13 protein-coding genes and 1 other RNA gene are annotated in these 12,893 nt (G+C 62.9%); 6 read left to right on the top strand and 8 right to left on the bottom strand.

Annotation, left to right across the window (positions count from 1 at the left end):
• Window positions 1-334: 334 nt before the first annotated feature.
• The 7 genes from WB528_RS03015 to tkt all read right to left on the bottom strand — a co-directional run bounded on the left by WB528_RS03015 (window position 335) and on the right by tkt (window position 8,024).
• A complete protein-coding gene (locus WB528_RS03015) occupies window positions 335-1,015 on the bottom strand; it encodes a thiamine phosphate synthase (protein WP_423886947.1) in 681 nt (226 codons plus the stop codon).
• Between the two features lie 17 nt (window positions 1,016-1,032).
• Complete coding sequence (locus WB528_RS03010; protein WP_423886946.1) at window positions 1,033-2,058, bottom strand: class I fructose-bisphosphate aldolase; 1,026 nt, start codon at window positions 2,056-2,058, stop codon at window positions 1,033-1,035.
• A 326-nt stretch (window positions 2,059-2,384) separates the two neighbouring features.
• On the bottom strand, window positions 2,385-3,452 hold the full coding sequence (gene fba / locus WB528_RS03005; RefSeq protein ID WP_423886945.1) for a class II fructose-bisphosphate aldolase: 1,068 nt from the start codon (window positions 3,450-3,452) through the stop codon (window positions 2,385-2,387).
• Window positions 3,453-3,490: 38 nt separating this feature from the next.
• Entirely contained in the window at window positions 3,491-4,684 is a 1,194-nt protein-coding gene (locus WB528_RS03000; protein ID WP_423886944.1) for a phosphoglycerate kinase, read from the bottom strand.
• Window positions 4,685-4,729: 45 nt separating this feature from the next.
• Complete coding sequence (locus WB528_RS02995; protein WP_423886943.1) at window positions 4,730-4,882, bottom strand: hypothetical protein; 153 nt, start codon at window positions 4,880-4,882, stop codon at window positions 4,730-4,732.
• 10 nt (window positions 4,883-4,892) lie between these two features.
• Complete coding sequence (gene gap / locus WB528_RS02990; protein ID WP_423886942.1) at window positions 4,893-5,900, bottom strand: type I glyceraldehyde-3-phosphate dehydrogenase; 1,008 nt, start codon at window positions 5,898-5,900, stop codon at window positions 4,893-4,895.
• Between the two features lie 138 nt (window positions 5,901-6,038).
• Complete coding sequence (tkt, locus tag WB528_RS02985) at window positions 6,039-8,024, bottom strand: transketolase (protein WP_423886941.1); 1,986 nt, start codon at window positions 8,022-8,024, stop codon at window positions 6,039-6,041.
• Window positions 8,025-8,306: 282 nt separating this feature from the next.
• Here tkt and WB528_RS02980 point away from each other — a divergent pair, with 282 nt between their 5' ends.
• The 6 genes from WB528_RS02980 to WB528_RS02955 all read left to right on the top strand — a co-directional run bounded on the left by WB528_RS02980 (window position 8,307) and on the right by WB528_RS02955 (window position 11,551).
• Window positions 8,307-8,627 (top strand): DUF4164 domain-containing protein, encoded by a 321-nt coding sequence (locus WB528_RS02980; protein WP_423886940.1) that lies wholly within the window; start codon window positions 8,307-8,309, stop codon window positions 8,625-8,627.
• A complete protein-coding gene (locus WB528_RS02975) occupies window positions 8,624-9,007 on the top strand; it encodes a cell division protein ZapA (protein ID WP_423886939.1) in 384 nt (127 codons plus the stop codon). The genes WB528_RS02980 and WB528_RS02975 overlap by 4 nt, the downstream gene beginning before the upstream one ends.
• A gap of 219 nt (window positions 9,008-9,226) precedes the next feature.
• Window positions 9,227-9,373, top strand: a complete 147-nt coding sequence (locus tag WB528_RS02970) for a hypothetical protein (protein WP_423886938.1) — start codon at window positions 9,227-9,229, stop codon at window positions 9,371-9,373.
• 313 nt (window positions 9,374-9,686) lie between these two features.
• Window positions 9,687-9,847, top strand: a non-coding RNA gene (gene ssrS, locus WB528_RS02965) — 6S RNA.
• Between the two features lie 134 nt (window positions 9,848-9,981).
• Complete coding sequence (locus tag WB528_RS02960) at window positions 9,982-10,560, top strand: 5-formyltetrahydrofolate cyclo-ligase (RefSeq protein ID WP_423886937.1); 579 nt, start codon at window positions 9,982-9,984, stop codon at window positions 10,558-10,560.
• Window positions 10,561-10,726: 166 nt separating this feature from the next.
• Complete coding sequence (locus tag WB528_RS02955; protein WP_423886936.1) at window positions 10,727-11,551, top strand: TIGR00282 family metallophosphoesterase; 825 nt, start codon at window positions 10,727-10,729, stop codon at window positions 11,549-11,551.
• Between the two features lie 65 nt (window positions 11,552-11,616).
• Here WB528_RS02955 and WB528_RS02950 read toward each other — a convergent pair whose 3' ends face one another.
• Complete coding sequence (locus tag WB528_RS02950) at window positions 11,617-12,366, bottom strand: carbonic anhydrase family protein (RefSeq protein WP_423886935.1); 750 nt, start codon at window positions 12,364-12,366, stop codon at window positions 11,617-11,619.
• Window positions 12,367-12,893 lie beyond the last annotated feature (527 nt).

Below are 12,893 nucleotides of genomic sequence, written 5' to 3'. Positions count from 1 at the left end.
GCCGGCTTCCTGGCCACGGGCCTGATCTTCGGCTTTGCCGCGACGGCCGGCTTTTCCGGCGCTGCTGCCGGGGGCGGTGCAAGCGACACCTGTGCGGACGCGTGAGCCGTCAGCATCACGGCGGCGGCAAGGACCGGTGCCGCCCATTTGAAGTTCCTGCACCGCAAGCGGCAAATACCATCCAGGAACTTCAAATGGAAAGGCGGCACTGGAATTATTATAATTTTGCTAGTGCCCATGACTTTTCGAAGTTTGTGAAAGGTCTGTGCTGCGGCGGAGCACGAACTTCGAAAAGTGGGCGCTAGCAATGCGCGCATCGCTTTCATTCCCGGCTCTACCCTTGCGGCGCTTCGGCTCTGGCCGGCATCGCGGCATGGGCCTTGCGGATCGCTTCCTTGGCCGAACGCAGCGCGGCAAGCGGCCCTTCGGACGCCGTCCAGATAAAATCACCGGCGAGAATGAAGTCGGCGCCTGCGGCGGTGAAGGCGCCGACTTCGTCGAGCGTGCCCGCAAAACCGGCTGAGGGCAGTTCGAACACTTCGTCCCACCATTGCAGGCGCTCGCAGATCGCCTCCAGCGAGGGCCGATGGCCCTGCGCATCCGGCTCGCCGAACAGCACGTAATCCGCGCCCAGTTCACCCGCCGTCATCGAATCGTGCCGGGTCGCAAGACCCCCGACGCCGGCGATACGGTCGGGCTTGAGCGTTGGCAGCGCTTCTTCAAGCGCTTCCAGGCCGGAAAGATGCGCGCCATCGGCGCCTGCGCGCGCCACAAGGTCAACGTGCCCCTCAAGCAGAAGGGCGGCGCCCTTGTCCTGGATCGCCGGCGCCAGCACCTTGATGCGCGAGATCAGCGTGCGCGGGTCGGCCGGTTTCAGCCGCAGCAAGACGGCCGCGACATCGGCTTCGGCCAACAGGGCTGGAAGATCGCCAAGCAGGCTTTGCGGATCGTCGATCGACGGTGTCGAGAGATAGAGACGCGGGAGCGGGCGCGGCGAGGCAGGCTTTGAACCCACATTCTTTGCAACCAATTTCAGGCAGCCTTCTTTTCGAGATCGGTCGTCCACTTGCCGGTGCTGGCGAGGCCATTCATCTGCGCGCGATGGCTGAACGCGCGTTGCCCGGCGGCGACGTTTTCGGACTTTCCGGACCAGGCTTTCTGGGGCGCCGCTTGCAGCGCGCGGCCATAGGAGAAGGTGACCTTCCACGGCAGGCCGCCGATCGCGTTGATGGCGTTGAGGTGCGCCGTCGCTTCTTCATCCGACTGCCCGCCGGAAAGAAAGGCGATGCCGGGCACGGCTGCGGGCACGCAAGTCTTCAACAGACGAATGGTCTTTTCAGCGACTTCCTGCACGCCAGCCTGCTTCGCGGATTTCTTGCCCGATATCGCCATGTTGGGTTTGAGGATCATGCCTTCCAGCCGGACGCGCTGCACCCGCAATTCCTGGAACGTCTTGTTGAGCACACGCTGCGTCACCTCGTAACAACGGTCGATATCGTGATCGCCGTCCATCAGCACTTCCGGCTCGACGATCGGCACGATCTGGGCTGCCTGGCACAGCGCGGCATAGCGCGCCAGCGCGTGGGCGTTGACGCGGATCGCGGTCATCGTGGGAATGCCGTGGCCGATGTCGATCACCGCGCGCCATTTCGCAAAACGCGCGCCGCGCTCGTAATATTTCTTCAGGCGTTCGGCGAGCTTGTCGAGGCCGGCGGTAACGAGTTCCCCCGGGCAGTTCGGCAGGGCCTGCGTTCCTTCGTCGACCTTGATGCCGGGGATCGAGCCCGCCTGCTCGATCAGCTTGATCAGCGGGGTTCCGTCTTTTGCGTTCTGCCAGATCGTCTCGTCATAGAGGATGACGCCGGAGATGTACTGGCTCATCGCCTCCTTGGAGCGGAACAGCATCTCGCGATAGTCGCGGCGGCTTTCCTCCGTCGATTCCACCTTGATGGCGTCGAAACGCTTCTTGATCGTGCCGGTGGATTCATCGGCGGCGAGCAAGCCCTTGCCCGGGGTGACCATGGCGAGAGCGACTTTGTTCAGATCGGCGAGATTCATCGAAATGCCCTCCGGAAGGGTGCTCGGCTTTTGGCGGCTAAAATAGACCGTTCTCGGGCAAATGCCGAGTTTAACGTTGGTCGGAGGCAGGGGGTGGTGGCCTATCGCGGTTCCCTCGGGTGTCATGCCCGCGAAAGCGGGTGATCCGGTCCGCCGCGGCCTGTCGGCCCGAGCGCTACGGCCCCTGGAATACTGGATCGTCCGGTCCCGTCTACGCGAAGGCTTCGACGGGCGAGCGAGTCCAGGCGCGCCGAAGCTTTAGCGGAGGCGGCAAGCCGGACGAAGACCGCGGACAGCCGTTTTTCCTCACGCCACCCTCGCGATCGCTACGCGACGCGGGGATCGAGTTCGCCCTTGGCGTAACGCTTTGCCATTTCGGCCGTCGTCAGCACCTTTTTGATCTTGCTCGCCTGGCCCGCGGTATTGAACTCCTGGAGCCGCTGCTTGCACAGCCTGGTCATCGCTTCCATCGCGGGCTTGAGATATTTGCGGGGATCGAACTCTTCCGGGTTGTCCTTCAGCACCTTGCGGATTTGTCCGGTCATCGCCATCCGGTTGTCGGTATCGATATTGATCTTGCGGACGCCGTTCTTGATGCCGCGCTGGATCTCGGCCACCGGCACGCCCCAGGTCGGCTTCATCTTGCCGCCGTTGGCGTTGATGATGTCCTGCAGATCCTGCGGCACCGAGGACGAGCCGTGCATCACGAGATGCGTGTTCGGCAGCTTGCGGTGGATTTCCTCGATCACCTTCATGGCGAGAATGTCGCCGTCCGGTTTGCGGGTGAACTTGTAGGCGCCGTGCGAGGTGCCCATCGCGATCGCGAGCGCATCGACCCTGGTCTCCTTGACGAACTTCACCGCTTCGTCCGGATTGGTGAGGAGCTGGTCGTGCGAGAGCTTGCCTTCCGCGCCGTGGCCGTCTTCCTTGTCGCCCATGCCGGTCTCGAGCGAACCGAGCACGCCGAGCTCGCCTTCCACCGAGATGCCACCGAGATGCGCCATGCCGGTGACGGTTTTGGTCACGCCGACATTGTAATCCCAGTCGCCGGGGGTCTTGCCGTCGGCCTTCAGCGAGCCGTCCATCATCACCGAGGTAAAGCCGGACTGGATCGCGGTCATGCAGGTCGCCGGCTCATTGCCGTGATCGAGATGCACGCAGACCGGAATCTGCGGATAGATTTCCGTGACCGCATCCATCATGTGGCGCAGCATGACGTCATTGGCGTAGGAGCGCGCGCCGCGCGAGGCCTGGATGATGACCGGCGCATCGAGGCTTGACGCCGCGTCCATGATCGCGAGCGCCTGTTCCATATTGTTGATGTTGAAGGCCGGCACGCCGTAGTCGTGCTCCGCCGCGTGGTCGAGCAATTGACGCAACGTGATCCGAGCCATCACCTGTTCTCCGCATTGGGGCTGATCGCCCGTATGAACTATTGTTTTTTTAAAACCTCGACGCCGGGCAAAGGTTTCCCCTCCATCCATTCCAGGAATGCGCCGCCAGCGGTCGAAACGTAACTGAAATCATGGGCCACGCCGGCCTGGTTGAGCGCAGCCACGGTGTCGCCGCCGCCGGCGACCGACACCAGCTTCTTCGCTTTCGTCCGCTCCGCCGCATGACGCGCCGCGATCATGGTGCCGCGGTCGAACGGCGTCATCTCGAAGGCGCCGAGCGGGCCGTTCCAGACCAGCGTCGCCGCATCGTCGATCGCGGCATGGATTCGCGCGATCGATTGCGGGCCGACGTCGAGGATCATGCCGTCTGCCGGAATCGCATCGAGGCCGAAGGCGTGCGACGGCGAGTTGGCGGCGAAATGAAACGCCACGACCGCGTCGACAGGAAGGATGATGGCGCAATTGGCGGTTTCCGCCTTGTCGAGAATCCGCAAAGCGGTGGGAGCGAGGTCTTTCTCCGCGAGCGACTTGCCGACGCCGATGCCTTGCGCGTGCAGGAAGGTGTTGGCCATGCCGCCGCCGATCACCAGCGCATCGACCTTGCTGACGAGATTTTCCAAAAGGTCGATCTTGGTGGAAACCTTCGCGCCGCCGATGATCGCGATCACCGGCCGCGTCGGCGCCTCCAGCGCCTTGGAAAGCGCGTCGAGCTCGGCCTGCATGGTGCGCCCGGCGTAGGCCGGCAGCTTGTGGCCGAGGCCTTCGGTCGAAGCGTGCGCGCGGTGCGCCGCCGAGAAGGCGTCGTTGACCCAGATGTCGCCGAGCCTGGCAAGCTCGCTCACGAAAGCCGGATCGTTCTTTTCTTCTTCCTTGTGGAAGCGGGTGTTTTCCAGACAGAGAACGTCGCCGTCCTTCATTGCCGCGATGGCTTTCGCCGCCGGCTCGCCGATGCAATCCTCGGCGAAGGCGACGGGCTTGTGGATCACCTGTGACAGCGCTGCGGCGACGGGCCTGAGCGATTCCTTGGGGTCGCGACCCTTCGGCCTGCCGAAATGCGCCAGCAGGATCACCTTGCCGCCCTTGGCTGCGATTTCGGTGATGGTGGGCGCGACGCGTTCCAGGCGAGTGGCGTCGGTGACGCGACCCTGCTCCATGGGGACGTTGAGGTCGACGCGCAGCAGCACGCGCTTGCCCTTTACGTCGACGTCATCGAGGGTGCGGAATGGTTTCATGCTCTTATCACCGCTCCCGATTGCCCCGGCGCAACAAGTTGTTGCTCAGTCATCACGCGAAACCGTGTAGTTGGCGGTTTCCTCCGGAGGAGTTCCGCTTGGCTTGCTTGTAACTTGCATGCCTTGGCGGAACGCGAACACGATAAACGCAAGCATCAGAATTTCCGCTGGAATGGCCACCCTGAGTGGAAGCGTCATCGCGTACTCCTCAGAGCAGCTTGCTCATCGCCACGGCGGTATCCGCCATGCGGTTGGAGAAGCCCCATTCATTGTCGTACCAGGACATCACCCGCACCAGCGTGCCGCTCTGCACCTTGGTCTGGTCCATATGGAACGTGGAGGAATGCGGGTCGTGGTTGAAGTCGATCGAGACGTTGGGCGCCGTGGTGTAGCCGAGGATGCCCTTGAGCTGCTGCTCGGACGCGCGCTTCATCGCCTCGTTGATCTCTTCCCTGGTGGTCTTGCGCGAGGCGACGATCTTCAGGTCGACCACCGAGACGTTCGGTGTCGGGACGCGGATCGCGACGCCGTCGAGCTTGCCGTTCAATTCCGGCAGCACGAGGCCGATCGCCTTCGCCGCGCCGGTTGAAGTGGGGATCATCGACATCGCCGCCGCGCGGCCGCGATAGAGGTCCTTGTGCAGGGTGTCGAGCGTCGGCTGGTCGCCGGTATAGGCGTGGATGGTGGTCATGAAACCCATCTCGATGCCGACGGTGTCGTTGAGAACCTTGGCGACCGGCGCGAGGCAATTGGTGGTGCAGGAGCCGTTGGAGACGACGAGATGCTCCTTGGTGAGCTTGTCGTGATTGACGCCGTAGACGATCGTAGCGTCGGCATTTTCCGCAGGCGCCGAGACCAGCACGCGCTTGGCGCCGGCGGTGAGGTGAAGCGCGGCTTTTTCCCTGGCGGTGAAGATGCCGGTGCATTCGAGTGCAATGTCGACGCCGAGCGCCTTCCAGGGCAGCTTCGCCGGATCGCGCTCGGCCGAAACCTTGATCTTGCCGTTGCCGAGGCTGATCGAGTCACCCTCGACCGTCACCGTGCCGGGAAAGCGGCCGTGCACGCTGTCAAAGCGCAACAGGTGCGCGTTGGTCTCGACCGGACCGAGATCGTTGATGCCGACCACTTCGATATCCTTGCGGCCGGACTCGGCGATGGCGCGCAGCACGTTGCGGCCGATGCGGCCAAACCCGTTGATAGCGACCCGGACTGCCATGCATTTTCTCCTCTAATAGCCCTCGCCATCCCCACGGGCGGATCCCGGAGGGAGGCTGACGGCGCTTCGCCCGGTTCGGCCGGACGAGGAACGGAAAAGATGACAGTTAGGTAACCCTTTTCGGGTTCCAGCTCAACCTCATCCCAAGCGTTTCAGAACTGCATTAACCGTAGCCTCGGCGGTAATTCCGAAGTACTTGAAAAGGTCCTTCGCCGGGCCGCTTTCGCCGAAGCTGTGCATGCCAATGAAGGAGCCGTCGTGCCCGATCACGGCGTCCCAGCCCCAGCGGACCGCGGCCTCGATCGCGACCTTCACGGGCGCGTTCCCGATCACAGTCTTTTGCTTGTCGTCCGGCTGCGCCAGCAGCAATTCGAGCGAGGGCACCGAGACGACCCGCGTCGCGATGCCGCGCCCGGCAAGGTCCTTTTGCGCGGCGACCGCGATCTCGACTTCCGAGCCCGAGGCAAACAGCGACACCTTGGCGTCGCCCTGGGCTGCGACCAGTTCATAGGCGCCATGGCTGCACGGATTATCTGACGGAGCCGAGGTGCGCAGCTGCGGCACGTTCTGACGAGTCAATGCCAGCACCGTCGGACCATCGGTGCGGTTGAGCGCCAGTTCCCAGCACTCGGCAACCTCGACGGCATCGCAGGGACGGAATACCCGCATATTCGGAATGGCGCGGAGCGCGGCGAGATGCTCGACCGGTTGATGCGTCGGGCCGTCTTCGCCAAGCCCGATCGAATCGTGGGTCATGACATAGACCACGCCGGTTCCCATCAGCGCAGCGAGCCGCATCGCACCCCGGGCATAGTCGGTGAACACCAGGAAGGTGGCGCCGTTCGGCGCAAAGCCGCCATGCAGGAAGATGCCGTTCAGGGCCGCGCACATGCCGTGCTCGCGGATGCCGTAATGGATGAAACGGCCCTTCGGCGTCTTGGCGGAAAAGCCCGTTGCCGATTTCGCCTTGTTGTTGTTGGAGCCGGTGAGGTCGGCGGAGCCGGCGACAAACTCCATCGGCATCGCTTCCGCAATCACGTCGATCACAGCTTCCGAGGATTTGCGCGTGGCAATGTTGAGCGGGCTTTCCAGCAGCTTCTTCTTGTAGTCGCGGAAAGCCTTCGCCAGCGCCGCCGGCCGCTCATGGCGCAGCCGCCGTTCGAATTCGGCGCGCTTGCGCGGCCCAAGCTCGGCAAAGCGCGCTTCCCATTCGATCCGTGCTGCCGCACCGCGGCTGCCCGCCTCGCGCCACGCCTTCAATACGTCGTCCGGCACCGAGAACGGCTCCAGCGAAATGCCGAGATTTTCCTTGGCGCCCTTCAGTTCATCGGCGCCGAGCGCCTCGCCATGCGCCTTGTTGGTGCCGGCCTTGGTCGGCGCCCCGTAGCCGATGGTGGTCTTGCAGGCGATCAGCGAAGGCTTGCTGGATTTTTGCGCGCGGGTGATCGCCGCCGCAATCGCCGCCTGGTCCTGGCCGTCGATCAGTTCGGCCGCCCAACCGGCGGACTTGAAGCGCTTTATCTGATCGACCGAGTCGGAAATGGAGGTCGGGCCGTCGATCGAAATGCCGTTGTCGTCATAGAGCACGATCATCTTGTTGAGCCGCCAAACCCCGGCGAGCGCGATCGCTTCCTGCGAGATGCCTTCCATCAGGTCGCCGTCGGAAACGAGCACGTAGGTATGATGGTCGACGATCTTCTTGCCGAATTCGGCGGCCAGCATCTTTTCCGCCAGCGCCATGCCGACCGCGGTCGCAAGGCCCTGGCCGAGTGGGCCGGTGGTGGTTTCAATGCCTTTGGTGCGAAAGTTTTCCGGATGGCCCGGGGTGAGCGAATCCACCTGGCGGAAACGCTTGAGCTGATCGAGCGTCATCTGCTTGTCGCCGGTGAGATAGAGCAGCGCGTAGAGCATCATCGAGCCGTGGCCGGCCGACAGCACGAAGCGGTCGCGGTCGGGCCAGGCGAGGTTGGCCGCATCGAATTTCAGGAATTGCGTGAACAGGACAGTCGCCATATCGGCGGCCCCCATCGGCAAGCCCGGATGGCCGGACTTCGCTTTTTCGACCGCGTCCATCGCGAGTCCGCGGATCGCATTGGCCATACGAACGTGATCGACCTGCGTCATGATGAAATTCCGTTAGGTAATGAGATGCTTGGGCCCGCGCGGGCGGTGAACGAGCCGGCGCGGGCAGCGAAAGCTCTTTGGAACCTGGAAGTCGAGGGCTGGATAGCACCTCATCTGCCAAAGTCAAAAGGAAGTGGAACATTTCAACCTGCTTTGCGGTGCATAGTTCCGAACTGGCGTTGCGCTCGCCTCGCGCGCCACGTAAATTTCTCCATCCAAACGCTTGGTGAGACCGCCAATTTCGCCGAGCGCCTATGCCAGCCGAGAGCGCCACCGCCTGTCATGAACGATCAATCCGTCAACGGTTCGGACCACACTGAGCCCGGTTTTGCCGACGTCGATGCGGCCACGCGCCGACTGATGGCGGCGCTGGATGCGCTGGAACGGGCGGTGGAACGGCGGCGTGACGCCGACCGCGACGAGGATGAACTGGCGGCGCGGATCCAGGCGCTCGGCGCCGACCGGGCACGGCTTGCCAACGAGCTCGACGGATCGCTGGTGAGGTCGAAGCGGCTCGAGCGCTCCAACCGCGACATCGCCGAGCGGCTTGATGCCGCGATCGGCACCATCCGCGAAGTGCTGGATGCGGGAGAGATGTCATGAACCACGTCAACGTCACCATCAACGGCCGGCAATACCGCATGGCCTGCGAGGAGGGGCAGGAGACGCGGCTGCTCAGGCTCGCCGAGAGCCTGGAATCGCGCATCGAAAGCCTGCGCGGCAAGTTCGGCGAGATCGGCGATGCGAGGCTGACCGTGATGGCGGCGCTCACCGTGTGCGACGAGTTGCAGGACGCCGGCAATCGCATCCGCGGTCTCGAAGAGGAACTGATGGCGCTCCACGACGTGCGCGCCGTCGCCGCCGACCGCGCCAGGGCCACTCAGGCCGCAGTCGCCAACGCGCTCAACGCCGCCGCCGACCGCATCGAGAAAACCACCCAGGTGCTCAACCGCACGATCGGCGGCGGCGTCGCGATCGGGTGAGAGAATCAGGTTGCTTTCGCTTCCCAACCACCCCGACAACAATCCGGGCGACCCCGATGCTCCACACCGATTCAGGCGGATCGTTCGCGCCCGTGCCTTCTCAGCGAAGAACCGCAGCGAGCAGAGTATGATTCGCTGTTGGCCGAGGCAGACCAGCAACGAACTCTGAGTTCAAAGCGGGGTAGCGTGGCGTATCGCAGGGGGGATTTGGCTCTTGCATTGATCGATTTCGATTTGGCGATCGGTCTCGATCCAGCCTTCCCCGACACCTACATCGACCGCGCGATTGTCCTCCATCGAATGGGCGACATGAAGCGCGCGCTCGCCGCCCAGGCCAAGCGTATCGACGACCAGAAGCTGCAATAAATCAGCACCAATGCCTGGCCATGGCGTGGCAATCGGGCGAATTCACGTCGTCCCGGACAAGCGTGGCGGAAGCCGAGCGCGATCCGGGGCCGATAACCACCGGCCGCTGTGATTGAGACGCTGGGGCCGCAATCCATGACAAAATCACTGTTCCGGGTTTATGGGTCCCTGCGTGCCGCCTTCGCTAAAGCTTCGGCGCCTCTGCTCGCCTAGCCCCGGCGAAGCCTTGGCGCAGACGGGTCGCAGGGACGACATCGTGGGTTGTGTCGTGAGCCCGCTGGTTATTCGGCTGCTTCGTTGTTACATTGGTTCCGCGAGGCTGCGTCGCGCGTCAGGAGCCATATATCCCCGGGGCCTTATCGATCCTTTAGGGAACTGTCCCTGGCCGGGTCCGTGGATCCGGACATATGGTGCCCACCTACTTTCGTAGGGAACTCCGGGATCGAGTGCTTCAACGGCGTTCGCGGCCTCGCACTTTGTTTCTTTGATTTTCCCGTCATACCCCGCGGTATCCCGTTGGCCGCGGCGGTGCCGATTGCTGACGCCTCCGGAATACTGGATCACCGCTTTCGCGGGTGATGACAACATCATTGCTGACGAAACATCGCATGTCCGCTAGCCCTTCCAAGGCCGATCTCCGCAAAATCGCACTCGATGCGCGCGATACGATGCATGCTGCCGCGCGCGCCACGGCCAGCGAAAGGCTCGCCGCAAGGGGGCTGCCGTTCGAAATCGCCGAAGGCACGGTCGTCTCCGGCTATTCGCCGATCCGAAGCGAACTCGATCCCACGCCCTTGATGCGCAAGCTTGCTTCGCAAGGCGCTAAGCTGGCGCTGCCGGCGGTGATGGCGCGCGGCAAGTCGCTCGCGTTCCGCGCCTGGTCACCGGGCGCTCGGCTCACACTGGGCCCGCTCGGCATTCTCGAACCCTCGCCGGCGGCAACCGAACTCATTCCCGATATCATGCTGGTGCCGTGTGCCGCCTTCGATCGCCTCGGCCATCGCATCGGATATGGCGCCGGCCATTACGACTTTACGCTGGCGCACTTGCGGAAAATGAAGCCGATCGTCACGGTGGGCCTCGCCTTCGCCGCGCAGGAAATCAAGGCTGTCCCCGCGCTCGCGCACGACGTCGCGCTCGATTATGTGCTAACGGAAAAGAAGGCGTTCGATTTTCGGAGCAACTAGTGGCCCAATTCTAACATTCGCATCCCGTCTCGCCAGGCGATTTTGCGAATGTTGGAATAAAAGGGCCACCAGCAAACATAATTGTTGACGTGTCCTTTCAAGTCCGAAGTTCGCCGGAAGGATGCGCGGAGGGTTTGGGGCGAACTTCGGACTTAGGACACGTAATTTGCGCATTCTTTTCGTTGGCGACGTGGTCGGCCGGTCCGGCCGTAACGCGGTCGTGGAATATCTGCCGGGCATGATCCGCGACTGGTCGCTCGATCTCGTTGTCGTCAACGGCGAAAACTCGGCCGGCGGTTTCGGCATTACGGAAGCGATCTACCAGGAATTGCTCGACGCCGGCGCCGACGCCGTCACGCTCGGCAATCACGCCTGGGATCAGCGCGAGGCGCTGGTGTTCATCGAGCGCGCGCCACGTCTCATCCGCCCGGCAAATTTCCCGCAAGGCGCGCCCGGCCGCGGCGCGGCGCTGATCGATACCAAAAACGGCAAGCGCGCGCTTGTCATCAACGCCATCGGGCGCGTCTTCATGACGCCGTTCGACGATCCCTTTGCGATTCTGGCCCGCGAACTCGAAGCCTGCCCGTTGCGCGAGGCGGCGGATGCGGTGGTGGTCGATTTCCACGGCGAGGCGTCGAGCGAGAAGCAGGCGATCGGCTTTTTCTGCGACGGCCGCGCCAGCCTCGTGGTCGGCACCCACACCCATGTGCCGACATCAGACCATCAGATTTTGCCCGCCGGCACCGCCTACATGACCGACGCCGGCATGACCGGCGATTACGACTCGATCATCGGCATGCAGAAGGATGAGCCGATGCGGCGCTTCACGTCGGGCATTCCCGCAGCGCGCTTCGAGCCGGCGATGGGGCCGGCGACGCTTTCCGGCATCGCGGTCGAAACCAGCGATGCGACGGGGCTGGCGGTGAAAGTAGCGCCCGTGCGGATGGGCGGAAGGCTGACGCCGGCGTTGCCGGAATTTTGGGTGGAGTAGAAGCTGCGGCGATGCAGCTTGGCCATTCTGCGAGCGGCTGCCGGGACATTGTTCCTTGGGAAGCTTCAGCCGAAGAAGTCCACCGCACCCGTCTCCAGATTGTACATCGCGCCGGTCATCTTGATGCTGCCCTTGGCTTCCATTTCAGCAAGCACGGGGCTCTCTTTCCGAATATCGGCAATGTTCATTTCAACGTTCTTTCGCGCGACCGCGTCGACGAAGGCATAGTTCTTCGCCGAACGCTCGCCTGTATAGGCCGTCGCCTCGATCGCGGGTTTGATCTTGGCCAGCAATCCAGTCAGATTGCCCAGCTCGGCATTATCGATTGCGCCCTTGATGGCGCCGCAGGCCGTGTGGCCCATGACAAGCACGACCTTCGCTCCTGCCAATTTGCAGGCGAACTCCATACTGCCCAGGATGTCCGCGTTTCTGACGTTGCCGGCAACCCGGCAGTTGAAAATGTCGCCAATTCCAAGGTCCATGATGACCTCGGCCGGTGCGCGCGAGTCGATGCATGTCAACAAGACGGCGGCAGGGTATTGTCCCTTGGCGCTTGCTTTCTGTTCGCGAAGATAATTTCGTTGTTTCCTTTCGCCCATGCGAAAGCGCTTGTTGCCATTCTTCATGGCCTGGATGATTTGCTCGGGTGTCAGCTTGTCGCGCAGCTCCCTGGACAGCGCGTCCGCGCGTGCCTCATCTACCAGGAAGAGGCCGCCACCCGTGGCTCCGGCTAAAGCCGCACCGCTCGCCATCCTGAGGAAATTCCGGCGGCCCAAACAATTGCAGTCGGCAGGATGTCCAGGCTTCTGGCCCATGTCCATCACTCCAATTCGCGATTGGAGCGACATCATAATCGGTTACTTTGAGCTTTTGGAAGGGGTCGGAAAGGCGAACCAGGAATCCATTTTGCCACCAGTCGTCTTGACAAATGGATTTCCGGATAGCCGTTGCGCGGCTTCCGGAATGACGGGTGATTTGCCCGTCGTGCCAACGTGTCGCAGGCGCTATCACTTGTGATGTCGGGCAAATCACCATTAGAAGCCGGCCGTCCCGTGCCCATCGAGAGGGGCGCTTCGCGATCGTCACGAAACGTTGGCGCGGGATGCGATGGACGCTGTTGGTGCGCCAGACGAATGCACCAGCGAGCGGATGGCGAAGCCGTGTGGTCCTGATATCCCGACGCTGATATCAAGTTAGCGACGATGCTTGCGCATGGCGCTGGCGATGGTGACAACAAGCCCGGCTCACCAGGGAGAGCGCGGAGTAAGCCGTTAAAACCATTGCGCAGGAAGCGCCGGGTGATCCCGGCTGAACCTGTGGTGACTTTGCTCGTGTGCTTTTT

The sequence above is a fragment of the Bradyrhizobium sp. genome (assembly GCF_049586575.1).
Lineage (GTDB): Bacteria > Pseudomonadota > Alphaproteobacteria > Rhizobiales > Xanthobacteraceae > Bradyrhizobium.
This window is presented reverse-complemented; position numbering and strand designations above follow the sequence as displayed.

What these genes read in the sequence shown, in the direction of transcription:
- WB528_RS03010 (WP_423886946.1), bottom strand. Translation starts at nt 2,058, where the DNA reads ATGAATCTCGCCGATCTGAACAAAGTCGCTCTCGCCATGGTCACCCCG.
- fba (WP_423886945.1), bottom strand. Translation starts at nt 3,452, where the DNA reads ATGGCTCGGATCACGTTGCGTCAATTGCTCGACCACGCGGCGGAGCAC.
- WB528_RS03000 (WP_423886944.1), bottom strand. Translation starts at nt 4,684, where the DNA reads ATGAAACCATTCCGCACCCTCGATGACGTCGACGTAAAGGGCAAGCGC.
- WB528_RS02995 (WP_423886943.1), bottom strand. Translation starts at nt 4,882, where the DNA reads ATGACGCTTCCACTCAGGGTGGCCATTCCAGCGGAAATTCTGATGCTT.
- gap (WP_423886942.1), bottom strand. Translation starts at nt 5,900, where the DNA reads ATGGCAGTCCGGGTCGCTATCAACGGGTTTGGCCGCATCGGCCGCAAC.
- tkt (WP_423886941.1), bottom strand. Translation starts at nt 8,024, where the DNA reads ATGACGCAGGTCGATCACGTTCGTATGGCCAATGCGATCCGCGGACTC.
- WB528_RS02980 (WP_423886940.1), top strand. Translation starts at nt 8,307, where the DNA reads ATGAACGATCAATCCGTCAACGGTTCGGACCACACTGAGCCCGGTTTT.
- WB528_RS02975 (WP_423886939.1), top strand. Translation starts at nt 8,624, where the DNA reads ATGAACCACGTCAACGTCACCATCAACGGCCGGCAATACCGCATGGCC.
- WB528_RS02960 (WP_423886937.1), top strand. Translation starts at nt 9,982, where the DNA reads ATGTCCGCTAGCCCTTCCAAGGCCGATCTCCGCAAAATCGCACTCGAT.
- WB528_RS02950 (WP_423886935.1), bottom strand. Translation starts at nt 12,366, where the DNA reads ATGGGCCAGAAGCCTGGACATCCTGCCGACTGCAATTGTTTGGGCCGC.